The sequence below is a fragment of the Burkholderia sp. BCC1996 genome (genome assembly GCF_905339955.1).
Lineage (GTDB): Bacteria > Pseudomonadota > Gammaproteobacteria > Burkholderiales > Burkholderiaceae > Burkholderia.
This window is the reverse complement of record NZ_CAJPHM010000002.1, coordinates 396,825-417,029: the sequence shown is the minus strand read 5'-3', so window position 1 is coordinate 417,029 and position 20,205 is coordinate 396,825. Positions and strand designations below refer to the sequence as shown.

Genomic DNA, 20,205 nt, shown 5'->3' with positions numbered 1-20,205 from the left:
TCGACGAACCGGTTCCGGAAAAGAAGAAAGGGGCGTCGCACTTGCATGCGACGCCCCTTTCGGCCACCGGCCGCAACCGGCCGAGTCCGTCAGTTGTAGATATCGAACGAGAAATACTTCTTCGCGATCCGCTGATACGTGCCGTCCTGGATCAGGCTGGCGAGCGCCTGGTTGATCTGCGTGCGCAGCGCGTCGTCGTCCTTGCGCACGCCGATCGCGGAACCGACGCCGAGCGTCTTCGGATCATGCAGCGGCGGCCCCGCGAACGCGAAGTTCGCGCCCTTCGCGGTCTTCAGGAAGCCGAGATCGGCCTGTACCGACGATTGCAGCGACGCGTCGAGACGACCGGAAATCAAATCCTGATAGACGAGGTCCTGCGTCTGGTACGTGCGCACGATCACGCCCTTCGGTTCCCAGTACGTGCGCGCATAGGTCTCCTGCGTCGACCCCTGTTCGACGCCGACGCTCTTGCCGGCCAGCGACTCGGCCGTCGGCTGCAGGTTCGCGCCGCGTCGCGCGACGAGGCGCGGCGGCACGTTGTTGATCTTGTCGGTGAACGCGATCTGCGCGAGGCGCTTCTCGGTCACGCTCATCGACGACAGCACGCCGTCGAACTTGCGCGCCTTCAGCGCCGGGATCATCCCGTCGAAGGCGTTCTCGACCCACACGCAGCGCACCTTCATGCGCTCGCAGATCGCGTTGCCGAGATCGATGTCGAAGCCGACGAGCGTGCCGTCGGGTGCGAGCGATTCGAACGGCGCGTAGCTGGGATCGACGCCGAGGCGCAGGACGGCCGGGTCTTTCGCGGCGGCGGCGCCGGCCGTCAGCGCGAGCGCGACGGCGATGACGAGCTTTTTCATGATTGTCTCCTTACCGATTGATGTCGTTGTGGGGTGAAGCGAAGGTGCGGCCGATGGGCGTGACGGCCCGCGCCCGGCCATGCGCGGGCGGCTGGACGAGCGCCGCAAGCGGCCGGCGATCGTCCGGATCAGGGAATCCGGTGGTGCGGTATCAGCGCGCGGCGCCGGTGACGCGCGCCATGCTGCGCCGGTAGCCGGCGGGCGAGAACGTGGCGTTCAGCGCGGCCATTGACGCGATCACGCCGAGATGCATCCACCACGCGATCGCGAAGCCGCCGCCGGCGTCGCGCAGCCAGCCGATCAACCACGGGCTCGCGGCGACGGTCAGGAAGCCGACGCCCTGCACGAACGCGGCGAGCGCACCCGCGAGCCGCGCATCGGGCAGGTGATCGAGCGTGACGATCAGGCTCATCGAGAAGAAGCCGCCGAGCCCGATGCCGACGCTCGCGACCCACACCCACGGCGCGAGCGCGGGCATCGTCGCGAAGCCGGCGAAGCCGGCCATCTGCAGCGCGAGCGTGAGCCACAGCACCGGGCGGCGATCGTGCGAACGTTTCGCGAACATCGGCATCGCGAGCGCGCCGGCCGCCTGGAACAGCGCCATCCACGCGAGCAGGTTGCCGCTCGCCTGCGGGTTCATGCCGACGCTGCGATAAAACGCGGGCAGCCACGCGACGAGGCTCGCATAGCCGCTGTTGCTGAGGCCGAAGAACAGCGCGAGTTGCCATGCGCGCGGAATGCGTACGAACGCGGCGACGGGCGCCGATGCCGCCGCCGCATGCAGCGCGTCGCGCGGCGCCTTCGCGCGCCACAGCGCGAGCGTGACGAGCGCGGGCACGGCCCACACGGCGAGCGACAGATGCCAGCCGCCGTGCGCGGCGAGCCACGGACTCGCGACCGCGCCGAACGCACCGCCGCCGACCAGCGCGGCCGAATAGAGGCCCATCGCGAGCGGCAGCCGGTCGACGAACCAGCGCTTGGCGAGGCCCGGCGCGAGCGACTGCACCACGGCGACGCCCGCACCCGCGACGATTGCCGTGACGGCCAGTCCGGTGCTGCCGTCGCTCCACAGGCGCGCGGTACAACCCGCGGCGATCAACGCCAGCGCGGCGAGCAGCGCGCGCTGCTCGCCGACGCGCCGCGCGAGCCCGACGCCGATGCCGGCGACGACACCCATCAGCACGAACGGCAGCGTGGTCAGCAGCGCCGCGGCGCGGAAACCGAGGCCCGTGTCGGCACGCACGAGGTCGAGCACGGGGCCGAACGCGGTCAGGAACGGACGCAGGTTGAGCCCGGCCAGCACCAGCAGCGCGAGCGCGCCATAGGACACGGAAGCCGCATGCGGGCGGGAAACGGCTTGCGCGGTGCCGGGGTCGGTCATCGGAATGCTCCAGAGGGGGCCGGTGGCCCTGTGATGCGATGCCGAAAGGGTAAAGGCGCGCTCGTCCAGGTGAAAATTAAATATTCGACTGGCAATCAGTGCGGTTTGCGATGGCGCGGCGCCGCGTGACGGGGCCGGATGGGCAAGGTGCAGCGCGCGTGCATGACGGGCGCGCAGGATGCACGCCCGTTTCCGCGATCCTTCATTCGACCGGATGCAGATCCTGCAGCAAGGTCGGCACGAGCTCCGACACGGTCGGATGGATGTGCATCGCGCGGCTGATCGTCGTGTACGGCGCGCCGGCGGCCATCACGTCGAGCATGCCGTGCACGACCTCGTCGCCGGTCACGCCGAGGATCGACGCGCCGAGAATCGCATGGCTGTCCGCGTCGACGATCACCTTCATGTAACCCAGGCTCTCGCCTTTTTCCACCGCACGGCCGACGCGCGTCATCGGCCGCGTGCCGACCAGCAGCCGGCGGCCGGTCTGCTTTGCTTCCGCGAGCGTCATGCCGATGCGGGCGAGCGGCGGATCGATGTACATCGCGTACGCGTTGATGCGGTCGGACACCTTGCGCGGATCGTTGTCGAGCAGGTTGGCCGCGACGATCTCGTAGTCGTTGTACGCGGTATGCGTGAACGCGCCGCGCCCGTTGCAGTCGCCGAGCGCCCAGATGCCGGGCACGCTGGTGCGCAGCTGGTCGTCGACCGTGATGTAGCCGCGCGCGTCGGTCGCGACGCCGGCCCGCTCGAGCCCGAGATCGTCGGTGTTCGGCACCCGGCCGACCGCGAGCAGCAGGTGCGAGCCCGCGACCTCGCGGCGGCCGCCGGTGCAGTCGAGACCGACCGCGACACCGTCGCCGTCGCGCCGTGCGTTCAGGCAGTTCGCGTCGAGCTGCACGTCGATGCCTTCGTTCTCGAGAATCTCGCGCACGGCCTGCGACACGTCCTCGTCCTCGCGATGGATCAGGCGCGCGCCTTTCTCGACGATCGTGACCTTCGAACCGAAGCGGCGATACATCTGGCCGAATTCGAGCCCGACGTAGCTGCCGCCGATGATCACGAGATGCTCCGGCAGGAAGTCGACGTCCATCATCGTCGAGTTGGTCAGATAGGGCACCGAGTCGAGGCCCGGCATCGGCGGGATCTGCGCGCGTCCGCCGACGTTGATGAAGATGCGTTCGGCCTCGAGCACGTCGTCGCCCACGCGCACCGCATCGGGCCGCTCGAATCGGGCATGACCCTGAAACACCGTCGTGTGGTCGAGCCCGCGCACCCATTGCTCGACGTTGTGGTTCGAGCGGCCGGAGATCCGGTCCTTGCGCGCCTTCACGGCCTTCATGTCGACGCTGACGGGGCCGACCGACACGCCGTATTCTTCCGCGCGCCGCGCGAGTTGCGCCGCATACGCGCTTGCGATCAGCGTCTTGGTCGGGATGCAGCCGGTGTTCACGCAGGTGCCGCCGAAGCGGCCGCGTTCGACGATCGCGACTTTCATGCCGGCGCCGGCGAGCCGTGCGGCGAGCGGCGGCCCGGCCTGGCCCGTGCCGATGACGATCGCATCGAAGTGTTGCGTCATGACGTCCTCCTGCGCTGGTTCAACGTGGGAAGGGACCACGCGCAAGCCGCATGCCGCGCCGGCGCGCGCCCGAACGACGACGAGCGCTTATGGTAGACCGGTTGGCGGGGGGAGGCGAGTCGCGCGGATGCGGGCGACGCGGAACATTGTTCATGACGGCCGGCAGGCTTCATGGCCGGCGGCAACGCGGCTGCGCGCCGGTTGAGGATTGCGCTGCGCGGGTCCTTCAGTCCTTGCGCCGCCATTGGCCGAACGATACCGGCCGGTGCGCATCGGCGCGCGTGACGGTGACCTGGTCGGGCTGGTCGTCGAGCGGAAACGATTCGGTGTAGATCTCGCTGGAGAACAGCCAGCCGCGGGTGCGCGGGTCGTAGCGGAACGTCACGAAGTCGCTCCAGTGTTGCCCGCAGGCGACGAAGTTCTGCACGGTGAAATAGCGGCCTTTCACCGCGAGGCCGCTGTCGGCGGCGTCTTCGGGATCGAACGGATCGCACTGGCCGCCTTCGTTCGCGCGCAGGACGACGTGGTCGTTGCGCGCGGCGAGCCGGTATGCGCGATCGGGCTGCTCCTCGAAGATCAGCAGCGGGCGCGGCGACGGCTGCGCGCGCGTATCGGCGTCGCGATGCACGACGACGAGCAAGCTGCGCCGTCCGTTGCCGAGGTCCGGCCCTTCCTGCGCGACGAGCGGCCGGTAGCCGGACGGCAGTTGCGTCGCGACCGATGGCGGCAGGCCGCCGGCGCGTGCGCCGGACGACAGCGCGGCGAGCAGCGCAACCAGGGCGCAGCGTGCGGTGGCGCTCATCACAGATCCCGCCCGAGGAACTCGGTGCCCGGCACGGGATTGAACGCGACCGGTGGCGCGGGCGTGAAGCCGAGCGAACCATACAGTTGCCTTGCGGCGACGAACTCGGGCAGCACGTCGAGGCACATCCGCGCATAGCCGGCCGCCTTTGCGTCGCGCAGCAGCCGTTCGACGAGCTGGCGGCCGGCGTTCAGCCCGCGCGCGTCGGGACGCACGTAGACGCGCTTCATCTCGCACGTCGTCGCGTCGATTTCCCGAAACGCCGCGCAGCCGACCGCGCGCTCGCCGTGCCATGCGAGCAGCAGTTGCCCGCGCGGGGCCGCGTATTTGCCCGGCAGCGCGGCGAGCTCCGGCTCGTAGTCCTGGAACGCGAGGCTGACGGTGGGGCTTGCGATGTACTCGCGGAAGATCGCTTCGACGACGGCGGCATCGTCGGGATAGCGGGCGGCGCGGATCTCGATCATGGGGCGGGGCGCGAGGGCGGGAACGGCAGCCAGCATAGCAGCGCGCGGGCGCTTTCGGCGGGCGGCGAAGCGTGCCAGAATCGTCGGCTTCAGCGTCGGCGATCGATGCAATGCGATTCGATTCTCGATGCGACACGCAGGCGCCGGTGTTTCGGCGCCGTCGACCAAGGAGACTTCGATGACTGCATCGGCTGCCGTACTCGCCATTCTGGCCGCGCTGTGGCTTGGCGCAATGATTCCGGGACCGAGTTTCGTGCTGGTCGCGCGCAATTCGATCGGGCTGTCGCGCCGCGACGGGCTCGCGACCGCGCTCGGCATGGGCGTCGGCGGGATCGCGTTCGGCGGCGTCGCGCTGGCCGGGCTCTACACGCTGCTGCAGGCGGTCGAATGGCTGTACGTCGGGCTCAAGGTGGCCGGCGGCGCATACCTGATCTACATGGCGTCGAAGATCTGGCGCGGCGCCGACCGGCCGATCGCGATGGACGACCCGCAGGCCGTCGTCGCCGGCAGCGCGCGCAAGTCGTTCTGGACCGGCCTCACGACCCAGTTGAGCAATCCGAAGACGGCGATCTGGTACGGCAGCATCTTCGCGGCGCTGTTGCCGCAGCATCCGCCGCTGTGGTGCTACCTGGCGCTGCCGCCGCTCGTGTTCGGCGTCGAATTCGGCTGGTACACGATCGTTGCGCTGTGCTTTTCGACCCGCCGGCCGCGCGAACTCTACCTGCGCGCGAAGAAGTGGGTCGACCGCGTCGCGGCCGGCGCGATCACGCTGCTCGGCCTGCGGCTGATCCTGAACGCGCCGAAAGCGGGGATCTGACGGCAGGCGGTGCCACTCGCGCGCACCGCCGTTTCATTCCCGACGGGCATGCCGGTGCGGCCGGTCATTCCGGCCGGTGGCGGGACGGTCCGAGCCGGGCGATTCTTTTGGGCCCATCCGCGCCGTCCGCCCCGTCCATCAGCCCATCAGCCCATCCGCCCATCCGCCCATCCGCCCATCCGCCCATCCGCCCATCCGCCCATCCGCCCATCCGCCCATCCGCTCATCCGCTCATCCGCTCATCCGCCCAATCCGCCCAATCCGCCCGCGCGAGCGCGCGTCACACCGCCGGAAACCGCTCCAGCAGCGCCGCGAACCGCGCCTCGTCCGGAAACGCCTTCACTTCATATCGCACCGGCCGATGCGCGGTGGCCGTCATCAGGTCGCCGCACGCGTCCCGCAGCGCGGCCATCGGCACGTGCGCCGACTGCCGCGTCGCTTCCCGGTAGAGCACGACGATGTCGGTCTCGGGCAGCAGCGTCGGCACGCCGTCGCTCCACACGCTGACACTGAACAGCTCGCCGTTCTGCCGCCGATACACGGTGTAGGTCGCCACGAAGATGTCGGTGCCGTCCCGCTTGTGCAGGTCGTCCAGCTGCGTGCGTTGATCCTGGTAGTCGCCGGCGAGTTCGTCCACGCGCAGCGCGTGCAGCTTCGCCTCCAGTCCTGCCGGGATGAAGTTCCGCCATGCGGCGCCGTCCCAGCGCAGCATCAGCGGCGGCAGCGGACGCGGCTGCGCGCGCGCGTGTTCGGCGAGTTCGACCATCGTCGCGAGCCCGGCCGTGTTGCGGTCGCCGGTGAGCAGCAGCACGGCCCGGTTCGGCGCCATCACCACCGGCGCGCCGGAGATCGGCTGGCGATGCAGCAGGTCGGTCAGCAGCAGTCGCGCCGCGTCGTAGTAGTCGCCGAACTGCGACAGGAACACGCCGTCGCGCAACGCGACCCACGGTGCCGACGACGCGCCGCGCAGGTTGTCGATCGCGATGTCGCAGGCGGCGTCGAAGCTGACGCCCCATTCGGCGAGCCGCGCGCTCGTCAGCCGCGCGACGCTGAATTCGCCGTCGTACGCGATGCCGATCTCGAGGTTCTCGCACAGTGGCCGGAACGCCACCTCCGACGCTTCGGGCTGTCCGGCGAGCTGCAGTGCGACCGTGCCGCGCTCGGTCGCGCTGCGGATCACGGGGCGCAGCCGCGCGCGCACGTCCGCGAAGTTCGCCGGAATCTCGTGCTGCATCATCGCGTTCGCCTGGCGCAGCAGCGTCGCTTCGCGCTCGGTGGGCTTCGCGTCCGCGTAATCGCGGAACAGGTTGTGGAGGTTGATGATGTTCGACGGGGCATCGGCTTGCACGAGACGGCCCTTGTCGTGTTCGTGAAGCCACTCGCGCGTGTCGCCGGTCGCGCGCAGCGCGGCGATCAGGCGTTCGGCGAAGTCCTGCCGGGTGGGCGGTTTGCTGAAGCGCTCGCGCAGGCGCGCGACGAAGTCGGAAATCATCGTATGCGGTCGGGCGGGCCCGTCTGTTATTGATCTCTCGTTGTCATGGGCGGCGCCACCCGTCTCCCTTGGGGGCGCGCGCTGCGACCCGCCGATATCGGCCGGATACCCGGAATGCGGCCGGTGGCGGCCCGCGCGCCGGCTGCATGGCGGCGCGGGCCCGCGTCGGACGCGATTCGCGTGGCGGGTGTCGCGATGGTACCGCACGTCCGTGATGGAAACGCGTGTGGTGAACGTTTGTTGATGCACAGGCGAGAGCACCGAGCCCCGAACCCCGAACCGGCCCGCGCCGGCCCGCGCCGGCTCTGGAACGCGGCCCGACTCGTCGCCTGACCCACGCCGGCGCTGGCGAAAACCCCGACGACCGCCCCGCGAGCCTTGTGCGGCGGGCGTTCGCGCCGGTTGCGCGGCGTGCCGTGCCGGGCCGCTTCCCCGATTCTGGCGGCCGACCTCCCGACGACGTGTAAACTGCTGCCTTTTTTGACGGTTTGCAGCATGGTGCAAGCACCCCCGCGCCCGGCACTGAGCGGCCCGACGCTCGTCCGGCTGCTCGCGCGCCTGACCGATGCCGACGTCGCGGAATCCCGGCAGACGCTGTCGGACCGCCTGAGCCAGTGGCTCGGCTGGACCGACGCGATCACGCTGTCGTCCGCGCTGAATGCGAGCCCGCCCGGCGTCGCGGCCGGCGTGCGCGGTTACGACGCCGAGCGCGACTGCGCGCGCGTGCGTCACGACCTCGCGCAGGCGATCACGGCCGCCCACCGTCCGCGTACGCGGCGGCGCCCCGGCGAAATGCCGCCGCCGCCCGCCGACACGGCGGACTTCGCGGATTTCCGCCAGAGCTGTCTGTCCCTGCAGCAGGAAATGGAAACGGCGATCGGCCAGTTGCGAGGCCGCCTGCGGGTCGCGCTGGCCGCGCGCGCGTCCGGGATGGCGCGGCTCGCGGCGCTCGACGCGATCATGGAGCGCGTGCTCGGCGCGCGCGAGCGCAGCCTGCTGTCCGCCGTGCCCGCGCTGCTCGGCACGCGCTTCGAGCGGCTGCGCGACGCGGAACGGCAGGCGCTGGCCGACGCGCAAGCGGCGGCCGCTGCCGATCCCGACGGCGACGCTCCGCCCGCCGCGGCGATCGTGCCCGGCACGTGGCTCGACACGTTCCGCAACGAGATGCAAAGCATCCTGCTCGCCGAACTCGAAGTCCGGTTTCAAACGGTAGACGGGCTGCTCGCGGCCCTTCGTACCTGCTAATCCCTACGCTATGTCCAGAATTCGTCTTGATCTCGTTGTCTTCATCGCCGGCCTGCTCGCAGTGTGCTGGATCGGCGTCGGCTATGTCGCGTCGAACCCGCTCGCGACGGCCGTCACGCTGCTGATCGGCGCGTGCTACGTCGCCGGTGCGTGGGAGCTGCGGCGCTACCGGCAGGCGACCGCCACGCTGTCGCGCGCGGTGGCCGGGCTGACCGAACCGCCGGCGCAGCTCGACACCTGGCTCGACACGCTGCCCGCGGGCCTGCGCGGCGCCGTGCGGGCGCGCGTCGAAGGCGCGCGCGTCGCGCTGCCGGGCCCGTCGCTGACGCCGTATCTCGTCGGCCTGCTCGTGCTGCTCGGCATGCTCGGCACGTTGCTCGGGATGGTCGTCACGCTGAAGGGCACGGGCGCCGCGCTCGAAAGCGCGACCGACCTCGACGCGATCCGCGCGTCGCTGATCGCGCCGGTGAAGGGCCTCGGCTTCGCGTTCGGCACATCGATCGCGGGCGTCGCGACGTCGGCGATGCTCGGCCTCCTGTCCGCGCTCGTGCGCCGCGAACGGCTCGACGCGGGCCAGCAACTCGACGCGAAGATCGCGACGACGCTGCGCGTGCATTCGTCCGCACACCAGCGCGACGAATCCTTCCGGCTGCTGCAGCGCCAGGCCGACGTGATGCCGGCCCTGGTCGACCGGCTGCAGACGATGATGACGACGCTCGAGGCGCGCAGCGTCGCGCTGCACGATCGCCAGATCGAAAGCCAGCAGGCGTTCTTCGATCGGACCGAGCGCGCGTATGCGGGCCTGGCGTCGAACGTCGGCGATGCGCTGAAGGAAAGCGCCGCCGAAAGCGCACGCGTCGCCGGTGCCGCGCTGCAGCCGGTCGTCGCGGCGACGATGACGGGGCTCGCGCAGGAGATGGCCGCGTTGCGCGACACCGTGACGGGCGCCGTGCAGCGTCAGCTCGACGGGCTGACCGACGGTTTCGAGAAGACCACCGGGAACGTGACGGCCGTCTGGAACCGCGCGCTCGACGAGCAGCGCCGCGCGGGCGACGCCGTCGCGCAGCAATTGCAGACGACGCTCGGCCAGTTCACCGACACCTTCGCGCAGCGGTCGACGGACCTGCTCGACGGCGTCGCGACGCGCCTCGAATCGACCGAAAGCCGGCTGTCCGACGCGTGGCGCAATGCGCTCGCGCGCCAGGAGCAGGTCGGCGCGACGCTGGCCGCCCAGCATGCGCAGGCGCTCGGCGAAGCTGCCGCGACCTTCGAGCGGCATTCCGGCGCGGCGCTCGCCGCGATGCGCGAGTCGCATGCGGGGCTGCAGACGCAACTGGCCGCGCGCGACGAGGAACGCCTGGCGGCGTGGAATGCGTCGCTGACGGCGATGGCCGCGAAGCTCGGCGACGAATGGCAGCGCGCGGGCGCGCACAGCGCGGGCCGTCAGCAGGAAATCTGCGATGCGCTGGCGCAAACGACGCGCGATCTCGCGGCACAGGCGTCTACGTTCGAACAACGTTCGAGCGATTTGCTGTCGACGATCCGCGACTCGCACACGGGGCTGCAAACGCAACTCGCGGCACGCGACGAGGAACGCCTGTCCGCATGGAACGACTCGCTCGCCGCGATGGCGACGAAGCTCGGCGACGAGTGGCAGCGCGCGGGCGTGCACAGTGCGGGCCGTCAGCAGGAAATCTGCGATGCCCTTGCACAAACCACGCGCGATCTGACCGCACAAGCAGCGACGTTCGAGCAACGTTCGAGCGACCTGTTGTCGACGATTCGCGAATCGCACACGGGCCTGCAGACGCAACTGGCCGCACGCGACGAAGAACGCCTGTCGGCATGGAACGATTCGCTGGCCGCGATGGCGGCAAAGCTCGGCGACGAGTGGCAGCGCGCGGGCGTGCACAGTGCGGGCCGTCAGCAGGAAATCTGCGACGCCCTTGCACAAACCACGCGCGATCTGACCGCACAAGCAGCGACGTTCGAGCAACGTTCGAACGACCTGCTTGCGACGATTCGCGATTCGCACACGGGGCTGCAAACGCAACTGGCCGCACGCGACGAAGAACGCCTGTCGGCATGGAACGATTCGCTGGCCGTGATGGCGGCGAAGCTCGGCGAAGAGTGGCAGCGCGCGGGCGTACACAGCGCGGGCCGTCAGCAGGAAATCTGCGACGCGCTGGCACAGACGACGCGCGATCTGGCGGCACAAGCGTCCACGTTCGAACAACGCTCGAACGACCTGCTGTCGACGATCCGCGATTCGCACGCCGGCCTGCAAACGCAACTGGCCGCGCGCGACGAAGAACGCCTGTCGGCATGGAACGACTCGCTCGCCGCGATGGCCGCCGCGCTGCGCGACGAATGGGCGCAGACGAGCGCGCAGGCCGCGACGCGCCAGCAGGACATCTGCGACACGCTGACCCGCACCGCGAACGACATCACCGCGCAGGCGCAGGTGCATGCAAGCGACACGATCAACGAAATCTCGCGCCTCGTGCAGGCCGCATCGGAAGCGCCGAAGGCCGCGGCCGACGTCGTCGCCGAATTGCGCCAGCGCCTGTCCGACAGCATGGTGCGCGACACCGCGATGCTCGAGGAGCGCAGCCGCCTGCTCGCGACGCTCGAGACGCTGCTTGGCGCGGTCAATCACGCGTCGACCGAACAGCGCACCGCGATCGACGCACTCGTGAGCGCGTCGGCCGACCTGCTCGAGCGTGTCGGCGCGCGCTTCAACGACGCCGTCGATGCTGAAACGCGCAAGCTCGATTCGGTCGCCGCACAGGTCACGGCGGGCGCGGTCGAGGTCGCGAGCCTCGGCGATGCGTTCGGCGCGGCCGTGCAGGTGTTCGGCGAGTCGAACGACAAGCTGCTGAACCACCTGCAACGCATCGAGGCCGCGCTCGAGAAATCGCTCGCGCGCAGCGACGAGCAGCTCGAGTACTACGTCGCGCAGGCGCGCGAGGTGATCGACCTGAGCATGATGTCGCAGAAGCAGATCGTCGAGGACCTGCAGCAGATCGCCGGTCGGCGGGCATCGGTCGGAGCGTAACGCATGCACGACGAAATCGACGACGGCGCGCCTTCCGCGCCGGTGTGGCCCGCGTTCGCCGACCTGATGTCGGTGCTGCTCGGCGCGTTCGTGCTGGTCCTCGTCGGCGTGATCGGCATGCAGTTGCAGCTCACGTCGAAGCTCGAGGAAGCCGTGCGCGCGCGCCAGCAGGAAGCGCAGCAGCGCAAGTCGCTCGAGGAGGCGCTGGCCGGGCCGCTCGCGGCCGGTCGCGTCACGCTCGTGAACGGCCGCATCGGCATCAGCGGCAACGTGCTGTTCGCGCTGAACTCCGACCAGTTGCAGCCCGAGGGCCGCGATCTGTTGAAGACGCTGGCTGCGCCGCTGGCCGCCTACCTGAAGACGCGCGACGAGATCCTGATGATCAGCGGCTTCGCCGACGACCAGCAGGTGCGTGCCGGCAACCGCCAGTTCGCGGACAACTGGGAACTGTCGGCCAAGCGCGCGCTGACGGTCACGCGTGCGTTGATCGACGCCGGCGTGCCGGCGAAGTCGGTGTTCGCGGCCGCGTTCGGTTCCGAGCAGCCGGTCAGCTCGAATGCGGACGATGAAGGCCGCGCGAAGAACCGTCGCGTGGAGATCGCGCCGGTGCCGCGCAAGACCGCGTCGAGCGGAGGGAAGGCGAAGTGACGGACGACGCGACGCACGTGCGCGCGACGCTCGACGCGTGGCGCGAGCAGGGTGCCGACCGGCTCGATCCGGTGCGCTTCCATCGGCTCGACGCGCTCGAGAAGCGCGCGGCCGCGCTCGACGGCGATGCGCGCGCGTTGCTCGATGCGCGGCTCGCGATGCTGCTGGAAGGGTTTGCGCAGATCGTCGCGCGAGCCGGTGAAGCGGCAGCCGCCGGCTCAGCGGCGCAAGCGAACGCGCAGGCGCCTGCGCGTGGTGCGATCGGCGGGCTCGTCGAGCGCCTCGCGCGCGATGCACAGGCTGACCGGCGCGGGATCGATCCCGCGCTGATCGACTACTTCCGCGCGATGTGGTCGAAGGTCCGCACCGAACAGCAGTACCGCCAGTCGCTCGACCAGGTGCCGCGCAACGCGGGACCGCTCAATTCGAACAGCCTCGTGCACCGGTCGCTCGCGACGATGCGCGAGCTGTCGCCGGAATACCTGCAGCAGTTCCTGTCGTACATCGATGCGCTGGCATGGCTCGAGGATCTGGCCGGCGGCGGCGCGCAGCCGGAGAAGGAGGCGCCGCGCGCGAAAGCCGCGAAGACGCTGAAACCGGCGAAGAAGACCACGCGCACCAAGGCGCGATAACGCACGCGATTGCGTCGCGCCGATCGTTGTCTAGCGAGCGGTCGCCTGCTCGTCGATCGCCGCGCGCAGCGCGTGCAACGCGTCGGTCAGCGCCGATGCGAACGGCGGATGCGCGGCGATGCCCGCCGCGTCGAGCCGGCTGCCGAGGATCGGCAGCGCGATCGACGCGCGCTCGACGATGCACGCCGACATCACCGACAGCGTTTCCCGCAGCGCCGCGTCCGCATGCGTCGCGCGCGGCGACGCGTTCAATACCGCGACCGGCTTGTATACGACGGCCTCGCATCCCACGACCCAGTCCAGCGCGTTCTTCATCACGCCCGTCACGCCGTGCGCGTATTCCGGGCTCGCGATCAGAACGCCGTCCGCGGCGTTCAGCCGCTCGATCAGGTCGCGCACCGCGGCCGGCGACGGAAATTCGCTATCGGGGTTGAACAGCGGAAACTCGCCGAGACGATCGAAACGCGTGATGCGCATCCCGCGCGGCGCAACGCGGGCGGCTGCGTCCAGCAGCGCCGCGTTGTACGACTGCGCACGCAGGCTGCCGCACAGCGCGACGATGTCGATGCGGCGCTCGGAATCGGTTCGGGTTTCGGTAGCCATCGAGGAGCGTAGGGGTGGGAGTCTTGCGCGGCGACGGCGCGCGGATCCGCGGGATTATCGCATCGGCGCGTGAGCGACGTGCCGCGCGTCGGCGACGCGGCGCAGGTGATGCGATTCGCGTCCGTTCTGCGGCAACTGCGTGTTTTGACGCCGGGTGGCAACCGTGTCGCGCATCCCGGTTGCCCGTGCCAGGTCACCGAGTGTCCATCCGTTGCCGAGCAACAGGCGGCGCGTATGCAGCGCACCGTAGACGTCGTCCGAGACGGTTTCGCCGAGATAGCGCAGCGCGCGGCCTTCGACGTCGACGAAGCCGTGCCGGTAGTCGTGCGCGAGCGCGGTCCACAGCTGTGCCGCGCCGACCGATTGGCGTGCGCCACTGATCAGGCAGAGACCCGCGTCGAGTCCCCATCGATACAGCGTCGTCGCAAGCCCCTTGCGTTGCGCGGACCCGCGCAGCCGCGTATGCGGCGCGCGCAGGTAGCGGTCCGCGCGGCGCGGCAGTTCGGGAAGCCGGTTGAAGATCGTGTAGCCGGCGAGCTGCCGCGCCGACGGATCTTCGACGTAAAGGAAATATTCGCCGTCGGCCTCGCGGTGGCGGACGATCAGGCCCGAGTCGCCGAGCGCGACGGCCGGCAGGCCGTGCAGGCGATGGCCCGGCTGGTTCAGACGCGCATGGAGCATGTCGAGTTCATCGTCGATGTCGTGCTGGGAATGCTGTACGTCGATACGCATGGCAAAAGGCGCCCGTCCCGGGCGCATCGAGAAAGGGGTTCATCGCAAACGGGAAAGGAAATGGCAGCGGCCCCCGGGCTCGACGAGCGAGCCGGGGCCGCGAATCAGCTGGGGATGTGCTGGAAACCGGCGGCGATCGCGGCGAGGCCCGCGATGCAGAGTGCGAACAGGATCAGGACTTTGTGGATCACGCCTCTCTCCTCATGTACGCGCGGCGCCGAACGGCGGTGCCACGGAGACGGTGATGGCGGGCACGGCCCGCGCGGCCGTCGTGCGGGACGACGGTCGAAGGTCCGGGCGGCAGGCGCGCGGACGGTCAGCACCATACGCGACGGGAACGGGGCGGGCAACCGGACGGCGGGAGAAAAGCGACGAAACGCGGGGAATCGAGGGTGTTTCGCGACAATCGGTCGCAAGGGGCGGGCGTGTCGACGTCGCGTGCCGGCGTTTGTCTCGAAATCACGTCCGCTTCATGGCAAACGGATTTCACCAGGATCGGACCACGGGAGCGGGCCCGTCCACGGATCGCCGAGCCGCAACGACCTTCTTCACCCGGTGGTTGCGGCGATCTCCTAGTGTTGCCGCCTCACCCCGCCTTCCGCACCCCGAACGCCTGCCTGATCCGCGCGAACAACCCATGCTGCGCGATCCATTCCGCGTACGCGCGATATTCAGGATCACGCATCAAATGACGTTCCTCCGTCTTCGCCCGCGTGTAGTAGATCAGATTGACCGCGACGAGCCCCGCGCAGTGCATCAGCCCGACCTGCCAGCCGAGCGGCTCGACGAATGGCACCGACACCATCCAGTACGACAGGTTCTTCGTGATGTACGCCGGATGCTTCGTGAAACGATACGGGCCCGACGTGATGATCCCGCGGTTCGTGAGGTTCGAGAAACGCAGCCCGAACGAGATCGTCGACAGCGCATAGGTCATCAGCAGCAGGATGATCACCGCGCCCCAGATCACGCGCAGCGTCGGCGCGGACAGCAGCCAGTTGTCCCAGAACAGCGAGCCTTCGTAGCGGATGTAGTTGTTCGAGATCAGCGACCAGAACGGCTGGTAGCACATCAGCGCGGCGACCCAGCCGAGCGTGGTCGGCTCGACGGTGCGCACGTGGCTGTCGAGGATGCGGAACGTGCACAGGTAGCCGACGGTGCCGAACATCAGGTCCATCGTGAACGACAGGTCGTATAGGAACACGAAGGTCGCGATCGTCATCGGCGCGTTCACTGCGTGCGCAAGCGATGCGCTCAGGTGATCGGCGTCCTTCGACAGGTAGACCGTCATCAGCGGCAGGAAGAAAGCCTTCACGCCCCAGCCGGCGAGCATCTCGCGCACGGGCTGCCAGCTCGCTGGCGGCTCGCGGCGGAACAGGTAGCGGCCCCACAGCAGGTACGCGTCGTCGGTCTCGCGCTGGTGGCGATCCATCCACGCGAAGTAGAACGGCGCGGCGACGATCACGTACGGCGCGAGCGAGCGCAGCAGCGACCAGAACGGCAGGTAGAACGCGCCGTGATATTCGGGCAGCAGCCAGTAGATCGCGGCGATGCCGGCGTAGATCGACGTCAGCGCGCCGAGCCGCGTCGCGACGCGAGCGAGCCCGAGCGGGCGCACGGCCTGGCGCGACAGTCCCGCGCTCGGGCGCAGATAGACGCGCGAGATGAAGATTTCGTGCAGCGCGATCGTGCCGATGATCGCGAGGCTGGCGACGACCGCGCGCGTGGCCGCATCGAGGCTCGGCTGGTCGCGCGTGATCCACAGCGCGAAGAGACCGGCCGCGATGCCGAGCAGGCCGGCGCGGAACGGCGTGGCGGAACGGGGCGGGCGGTCCTGGACCGCGGCGATGCCGTCGAGCGTGGAATTCATGATCGGATCCTCGTCGGGATGACGGCCGGCGCCCCCGCTTGGCGGGTGGCGCCGGCCATCGGCCGGGCTTTGGATTGGTATGTGCCCGGCCATTGGCCTGTGGTTCTGATACGTGACGCGTTACTTCTTCGGGGCGGTGCCGAGCAGGCCGCCGAGCAGGTTCGTCACCGGTGCCAGCAGGTTGGTCGCGCCAGCCGCGGTGCCGCCGTTCGAACTGCCGGTCAGGCCGGCCGTGACGGTGCCGCTGCCGGACGGCGTCGTCACCGTGCCGGCCGCGCCGCCCGGGCTGGCCGTGCCGACTGCGCCGAGCGTGCCGGCCGCCGACGTCAGCGAGCCCGTCAGCGTGCCGACCGGGCCGTTCGTCAGCGCACCGCCGAGGTTGCCGGTCAGGTTGCCGCCCGGCGTCGTGACCGTGCCGGTGAGGCTCGCGCCAAGCGGCGTCAGCGAGTTGACGAGGCCGGTGACCGGTGCCAGCAGGCTGCCGGCGCCCGAGCTGCTGGTACCGCTCGTGCCGCTGGTGCCGCCCGTACCGCTCGAACCGAGGCCGCCGAGGGCGCCCGTCACCGTGCCGAGCAGGCCCGTGATCGGCGCGAGCGGGCCGCCGCTGGTGCCGCTCGTCCCGCTGGTGCCGCCGGAGCCGCTCGAACTGCTGCCGCCGCCGAGGGCGCCCGTCAGCGAACCGAGCACGCCCGTGATCGGGGCGAGCGGGTTGGTGCCGCTGCTGGAACTGCCGCTGGACAGCAGGCCGCCGGTCGACGACACCGTGTTGCCGAGCTGGGACACGCTGCCGCCCGCGCTCGTGCCGACCGGGTTGCCGGTCGCGTTGCCGACCTGCGTACCGGCGAGGCCGAGGCCGCTGCCGAGCGTGTTCAGCAGGCCGCTGAGCGGGGCGCCGAGCAGGGTCGCGTTGCCGAGCGTCTGCGTGGCGCCAGGCGTCGTGACGCCGCCTGTCAGCGTGTTGGTGATCGGGTTGATCACGCTGCCGAGTTGCGTCTCGAGTTGCTGGACCGGCGCGCTGTTCAGCGCCGTGTTGAGCGCCGATGCGGTGGAGTTGACCGCGGTGCCGACCGTGTTGACGAGACTGCCGACCAGGGTCGTCGCCGGCGCGAGCGGCGCCAGCGGACCGGTGCCGAGGCTCGTCACCGCGTTGCCGAGGTTGTTGACGGCGCCGCCGGCGCCGGTCAGCAGGCCGGTGGTCGACGTGAGCGTCGGGCCGAGCGGGTTCGGCGACACGCCGATCGAGCCAAGGCCGGCCGCGACGCCGTTGCCGAGCGACTGCACGCCGCTGCCGAGGCTGGTGACCGCATTGCCGATGCTGGTGGCCGTCGTCGGGTTCGTGCCGGGGACCTGTACGCCGCCGACCTGCGACCCGCCGTTCGCGATCGTCGTGCCCAGGGCCGTGACGAGCGTGCCGGTTTGCTGGAGGACGTTGCCGAGCGGGGTGGCGCTGGTGCCGGAGGTGCCTGAAGTACCGGAAGTGCCTGAAGTGCCGGACGTGCCCGAGGTGCCGGAAGTGCCCGAGGTGCCCGAGGTGCCGGAGGTGCCCGACGTACCGGAGGTGCCCGACGTACCGGAGGTGCCCGACGTACCGGAGGTGCCCGACGTGCCGGAAGTGCCTGACGTACCGGAAGTGCCCGACGTGCCGGAAGTGCCCGACGTGCCGGAAGTGCCGGAAGTGCCCGAGGTGCCGGAGGTGCCCGACGTGCCCGACGTGCCCGAGGTGCCGGAAGTGCCGGAGGTGCCCGACGTGCCGGAAGTGCCCGAGGTGCCGGAGGTGCCCGACGTACCGGAGGTGCCCGACGTGCCGGAAGTACCCGACGTGCCGGAAGTACCCGACGTGCCGGAAGTGCCCGACGTACCGGAAGTGCCCGACGTGCCGGAAGTACCCGACGTGCCGGAAGTACCCGACGTGCCGGAAGTACCCGAAGTACCGGAAGTACCCGAAGTACCGGAGGTGCCCGAAGTACCGGAGGTGCCCGACGTACCCGAAGTCCCCGACGAACCCGACGTCCCGGAACTACCGCCGCCGGACGTACCCGACGAGCCGCCGCCGGACGTTCCGGAAGTCCCCGAAGTCCCGGACGTCCCCGAAGTCCCGGACGTCCCCGACGTGCTCGGCTTGATCGACGGCGTGACCGGCCCGTCGACCGAGCCGCAGCCGTACAGCGAGAGCAGCGACAGGACGGCCAGCGATACCGTCGTCTTCTTTAAGTAATGGTGCATGGTGGCCTCGACATTGGAAGTTGTGTCCGGGCCATTACTGCAAATTCCGCGCCATGACATCTTCCGCGCAATGCGCCGGCGCTTTGTTGCGGGAATCGGGAATATCGGCGCGATTTAAACGGAGGAATGGGGCTTTCGCGGGACGGGCGCGCCGGTTGCGCCGCTGTGCGCGCCGTGATGTTCCCGTAAGGTGCCGTAACGCCGGGCTGGATGTTACGTAGCGTTCGGCCCGGTGTTCCGCGTGTGACGCAGCCGGCCGCGCCCCGAGGGCACGGTCTTTGACGAAACGCCCGCGCGCCGCGAACATGACGCGAACCCACCCGGCCGCGGGCGACGCCGAAGCGGCCACGACTTCAGACAGGACACGACATGAGCGAACAGGACAGGGAACAGGGCAAGGCGCGCCGCACCGAAGTCATGGGCGAGGCATTCGTCGAGCGCGCGATGCGCGACCTCGACGGTTTTTCGCGGCCGCTGCAGAACTGGCTGAACGAGCACGCGTGGGGCAGCACGTGGCAGCGCGGCGGCATCGACCTGAAGACGCGCAGCCTCTGTACGTGCGCGATGCTGGCGGCGCTCGGCCGCGGCACGGAACTGAAGGGCCACGTGCGTGGCGCGCTCAACAACGGCGCGAGCCTCGTCGAGATCCGCGAGGTGCTGCTGCACAGCGCGCTGTACGCGGGCGCGCCGGCGGCGGTCGAGGCGTTTCGCAGCGCGCGCGAGGTCATCGCGGAACTCGGGCTGTCGCTGCCCGACGACGAAGCCTGACCGGCGCGCGCCGCGGCGCGGCCGGCAGGCCCGCCGACGCTCAATGCTCGACGTGCGCGCCCTGCACCGGCGCGTCGACCGGCGCGGCGGCGACTTCGAGCAGCCAGTCCGCCGTTGCGTCGGGAATCGTGACCGGCAGCATGTGCCCGCCTTCGACGACCTTCAACCGCACGCGCGCCGACTTCTGCGCGAGCGCTTCGCCGTGCGTGCGCCAGTTCAGGATCGGATCGGCGCGGCCGTACAGCACGTCGACCGGCAGCGCGAGGTTCGCGTAGCGGCGCACCATCGCGGGCAGGTCGACGGGGGCCGACAGCAGGTCGGTCGCCGTCGCGTAGAACACGTGCGGCCGCAGCCCGAGCAGCCCGCCGCCCTTCACCGGGAAGTCGCGCGGCACGGCTTCCGGCGCGAACACCTGATCGACTGCCTTGCGGCCGGTCAGGATCGTCAGCGGGATCGCGAACGTCCACGACACGAAGCGGCGCACCAGCGGCGACGGCAGCATCAGCGGCTTGAACGGTGCCGGCGGCTCGGTCTGCTCGTGCGACAGCGGCGCGATCAGCGCAAGCCGGCTCACGCGCTCCGGATGGTTGAGCCCGACCGCGAGCGCGATCGCGCCGCCGAGCGAATGGCCGACGAGCACGGGCCGGTCGAGCTTCAGCGCGTCGATGAACGCGGCGATCGTGCGGGCCTGCGCGAACACGTTCGCCTGCGAGCCGGCGCCGCGCAGCGAGCGGCCGGCGCCGGGCCGGTCGACGAGGATTACGCGATGGTGCTGCGCGAGGCGCGTGAGCGGCAGGTACGCGAAGTTGCGCCACTGGCCGGCGAGCCCGTGCACGAACACGAGCGGCGGCCCGCTGCCGTACTCGACGTAGTGGATGTGGTCGCCGCCGATGTCGACGAAGCGGCCTTCGGGCGGAAACGCGCGCGTCACGCGACGCGCGACGTAGCCGGAAAACAGCGCGAGCGCGGCGAACATCGCGACGACGCCGAGCAGCACGTTCTGGATCAGGTGAAGCGTATGGCTCATGTCG

Annotated in this window: 18 protein-coding genes; 7 read left to right on the top strand and 11 right to left on the bottom strand. The window is 70.0% G+C overall.

What is annotated here, in order from left to right; all coding sequences use genetic code 11:
• Window positions 1-89: 89 nt before the first annotated feature.
• From U4Z64_RS03940 to U4Z64_RS03920, 5 genes are all read right to left on the bottom strand, one after another.
• A complete protein-coding gene (locus tag U4Z64_RS03940; protein WP_257770880.1) occupies window positions 90-860 on the bottom strand; it encodes an ABC transporter substrate-binding protein in 771 nt (256 codons plus the stop codon).
• 151 nt (window positions 861-1,011) lie between these two features.
• A complete protein-coding gene (locus U4Z64_RS03935; RefSeq protein ID WP_321819291.1) occupies window positions 1,012-2,241 on the bottom strand; it encodes a cyanate transporter in 1,230 nt (409 codons plus the stop codon).
• Window positions 2,242-2,443: 202 nt separating this feature from the next.
• Complete coding sequence (locus tag U4Z64_RS03930) at window positions 2,444-3,820, bottom strand: FAD-containing oxidoreductase (protein ID WP_321819290.1); 1,377 nt, start codon at window positions 3,818-3,820, stop codon at window positions 2,444-2,446.
• Window positions 3,821-4,046: 226 nt separating this feature from the next.
• Window positions 4,047-4,622 carry a hypothetical protein gene (locus U4Z64_RS03925; protein ID WP_321819289.1) on the bottom strand — a complete coding sequence of 192 codons (576 nt, stop codon included), beginning with the start codon at window positions 4,620-4,622 and terminating at the stop codon, window positions 4,047-4,049.
• Window positions 4,622-5,086 carry a GNAT family N-acetyltransferase gene (locus U4Z64_RS03920; protein WP_257770872.1) on the bottom strand — a complete coding sequence of 155 codons (465 nt, stop codon included), beginning with the start codon at window positions 5,084-5,086 and terminating at the stop codon, window positions 4,622-4,624. The genes U4Z64_RS03925 and U4Z64_RS03920 overlap by 1 nt, the downstream gene beginning before the upstream one ends.
• 178 nt (window positions 5,087-5,264) lie before the next feature.
• Here U4Z64_RS03920 and U4Z64_RS03915 point away from each other — a divergent pair, with 178 nt between their 5' ends.
• Window positions 5,265-5,903, top strand: coding sequence for a LysE family translocator (locus U4Z64_RS03915; protein ID WP_044845331.1), 639 nt, complete (start codon window positions 5,265-5,267; stop codon window positions 5,901-5,903).
• A gap of 280 nt (window positions 5,904-6,183) precedes the next feature.
• On the opposite strand, the gene U4Z64_RS03910 is transcribed toward U4Z64_RS03915, so the two are convergent.
• Window positions 6,184-7,395: a hypothetical protein gene (locus U4Z64_RS03910; RefSeq protein ID WP_321819288.1), complete on the bottom strand. Its 1,212-nt coding sequence runs from the start codon at window positions 7,393-7,395 to the stop codon at window positions 6,184-6,186.
• A gap of 495 nt (window positions 7,396-7,890) precedes the next feature.
• Between U4Z64_RS03910 and U4Z64_RS03905 the strand changes: the two genes are divergently transcribed.
• Genes U4Z64_RS03905 through U4Z64_RS03890 form a run of 4 tightly spaced genes read left to right on the top strand, consistent with a single transcriptional unit; the run spans window position 7,891 to window position 12,978 of the window.
• The gene (locus tag U4Z64_RS03905) at window positions 7,891-8,640 is read left to right on the top strand and encodes a DUF3348 domain-containing protein (protein WP_044845329.1); all 750 of its coding nucleotides are present in this window, start codon (window positions 7,891-7,893) and stop codon (window positions 8,638-8,640) included.
• Between the two features lie 10 nt (window positions 8,641-8,650).
• Window positions 8,651-11,698: a DUF802 domain-containing protein gene (locus tag U4Z64_RS03900; protein ID WP_321819287.1), complete on the top strand. Its 3,048-nt coding sequence runs from the start codon at window positions 8,651-8,653 to the stop codon at window positions 11,696-11,698.
• A gap of 3 nt (window positions 11,699-11,701) precedes the next feature.
• Complete coding sequence (locus tag U4Z64_RS03895; protein WP_044845327.1) at window positions 11,702-12,346, top strand: OmpA family protein; 645 nt, start codon at window positions 11,702-11,704, stop codon at window positions 12,344-12,346.
• On the top strand, window positions 12,343-12,978 hold the full coding sequence (locus U4Z64_RS03890) for a DUF2894 domain-containing protein (protein WP_044845326.1): 636 nt from the start codon (window positions 12,343-12,345) through the stop codon (window positions 12,976-12,978). Before U4Z64_RS03895 ends, U4Z64_RS03890 begins: the two co-directional genes overlap by 4 nt.
• Window positions 12,979-13,008: 30 nt before the next feature.
• On the opposite strand, the gene U4Z64_RS03885 is transcribed toward U4Z64_RS03890, so the two are convergent.
• The 4 genes from U4Z64_RS03885 to U4Z64_RS03870 all read right to left on the bottom strand — a co-directional run bounded on the left by U4Z64_RS03885 (window position 13,009) and on the right by U4Z64_RS03870 (window position 17,497).
• Window positions 13,009-13,581, bottom strand: a complete 573-nt coding sequence (locus tag U4Z64_RS03885) for an NAD(P)H-dependent oxidoreductase (protein WP_321819286.1) — start codon at window positions 13,579-13,581, stop codon at window positions 13,009-13,011.
• 54 nt (window positions 13,582-13,635) lie between these two features.
• Window positions 13,636-14,313 carry a histone acetyltransferase gene (locus U4Z64_RS03880; RefSeq protein ID WP_321819285.1) on the bottom strand — a complete coding sequence of 226 codons (678 nt, stop codon included), beginning with the start codon at window positions 14,311-14,313 and terminating at the stop codon, window positions 13,636-13,638.
• Between the two features lie 586 nt (window positions 14,314-14,899).
• Complete coding sequence (locus U4Z64_RS03875) at window positions 14,900-16,183, bottom strand: isoprenylcysteine carboxylmethyltransferase family protein (RefSeq protein ID WP_321819284.1); 1,284 nt, start codon at window positions 16,181-16,183, stop codon at window positions 14,900-14,902.
• A gap of 120 nt (window positions 16,184-16,303) precedes the next feature.
• A complete protein-coding gene (locus U4Z64_RS03870) occupies window positions 16,304-17,497 on the bottom strand; it encodes a collagen-like triple helix repeat-containing protein (RefSeq protein ID WP_321819330.1) in 1,194 nt (397 codons plus the stop codon).
• On the opposite strand from U4Z64_RS03870, the gene U4Z64_RS03865 reads away from it, so the two are divergent.
• Window positions 17,481-18,398, top strand: a complete 918-nt coding sequence (locus U4Z64_RS03865) for a highly repetitive protein (RefSeq protein WP_321819329.1) — start codon at window positions 17,481-17,483, stop codon at window positions 18,396-18,398. The two genes, U4Z64_RS03870 and U4Z64_RS03865, sit on opposite strands and share 17 nt — an antisense overlap.
• Window positions 18,399-18,775: 377 nt before the next feature.
• Window positions 18,776-19,174, top strand: coding sequence for a carboxymuconolactone decarboxylase family protein (locus tag U4Z64_RS03860; RefSeq protein ID WP_044848113.1), 399 nt, complete (start codon window positions 18,776-18,778; stop codon window positions 19,172-19,174).
• A 40-nt stretch (window positions 19,175-19,214) separates the two neighbouring features.
• Here the strand turns inward: U4Z64_RS03860 and U4Z64_RS03855 are convergent, their stop codons facing one another.
• Window positions 19,215-20,201 (bottom strand): alpha/beta hydrolase, encoded by a 987-nt coding sequence (locus tag U4Z64_RS03855; protein ID WP_321819283.1) that lies wholly within the window; start codon window positions 20,199-20,201, stop codon window positions 19,215-19,217.
• Window positions 20,202-20,205 lie beyond the last annotated feature (4 nt).

What these genes read in the sequence shown, in the direction of transcription:
- U4Z64_RS03940 (WP_257770880.1), bottom strand. Translation starts at nt 860, where the DNA reads ATGAAAAAGCTCGTCATCGCCGTCGCGCTCGCGCTGACGGCCGGCGCC.
- U4Z64_RS03935 (WP_321819291.1), bottom strand. Translation starts at nt 2,241, where the DNA reads ATGACCGACCCCGGCACCGCGCAAGCCGTTTCCCGCCCGCATGCGGCT.
- U4Z64_RS03930 (WP_321819290.1), bottom strand. Translation starts at nt 3,820, where the DNA reads ATGACGCAACACTTCGATGCGATCGTCATCGGCACGGGCCAGGCCGGG.
- U4Z64_RS03925 (WP_321819289.1), bottom strand. Translation starts at nt 4,622, where the DNA reads ATGAGCGCCACCGCACGCTGCGCCCTGGTTGCGCTGCTCGCCGCGCTG.
- U4Z64_RS03920 (WP_257770872.1), bottom strand. Translation starts at nt 5,086, where the DNA reads ATGATCGAGATCCGCGCCGCCCGCTATCCCGACGATGCCGCCGTCGTC.
- U4Z64_RS03915 (WP_044845331.1), top strand. Translation starts at nt 5,265, where the DNA reads ATGACTGCATCGGCTGCCGTACTCGCCATTCTGGCCGCGCTGTGGCTT.
- U4Z64_RS03910 (WP_321819288.1), bottom strand. Translation starts at nt 7,395, where the DNA reads ATGATTTCCGACTTCGTCGCGCGCCTGCGCGAGCGCTTCAGCAAACCG.
- U4Z64_RS03905 (WP_044845329.1), top strand. Translation starts at nt 7,891, where the DNA reads ATGGTGCAAGCACCCCCGCGCCCGGCACTGAGCGGCCCGACGCTCGTC.
- U4Z64_RS03900 (WP_321819287.1), top strand. Translation starts at nt 8,651, where the DNA reads ATGTCCAGAATTCGTCTTGATCTCGTTGTCTTCATCGCCGGCCTGCTC.
- U4Z64_RS03895 (WP_044845327.1), top strand. Translation starts at nt 11,702, where the DNA reads ATGCACGACGAAATCGACGACGGCGCGCCTTCCGCGCCGGTGTGGCCC.
- U4Z64_RS03885 (WP_321819286.1), bottom strand. Translation starts at nt 13,581, where the DNA reads ATGGCTACCGAAACCCGAACCGATTCCGAGCGCCGCATCGACATCGTC.
- U4Z64_RS03880 (WP_321819285.1), bottom strand. Translation starts at nt 14,313, where the DNA reads ATGCGTATCGACGTACAGCATTCCCAGCACGACATCGACGATGAACTC.
- U4Z64_RS03875 (WP_321819284.1), bottom strand. Translation starts at nt 16,183, where the DNA reads ATGAATTCCACGCTCGACGGCATCGCCGCGGTCCAGGACCGCCCGCCC.
- U4Z64_RS03860 (WP_044848113.1), top strand. Translation starts at nt 18,776, where the DNA reads ATGAGCGAACAGGACAGGGAACAGGGCAAGGCGCGCCGCACCGAAGTC.
- U4Z64_RS03855 (WP_321819283.1), bottom strand. Translation starts at nt 20,201, where the DNA reads ATGAGCCATACGCTTCACCTGATCCAGAACGTGCTGCTCGGCGTCGTC.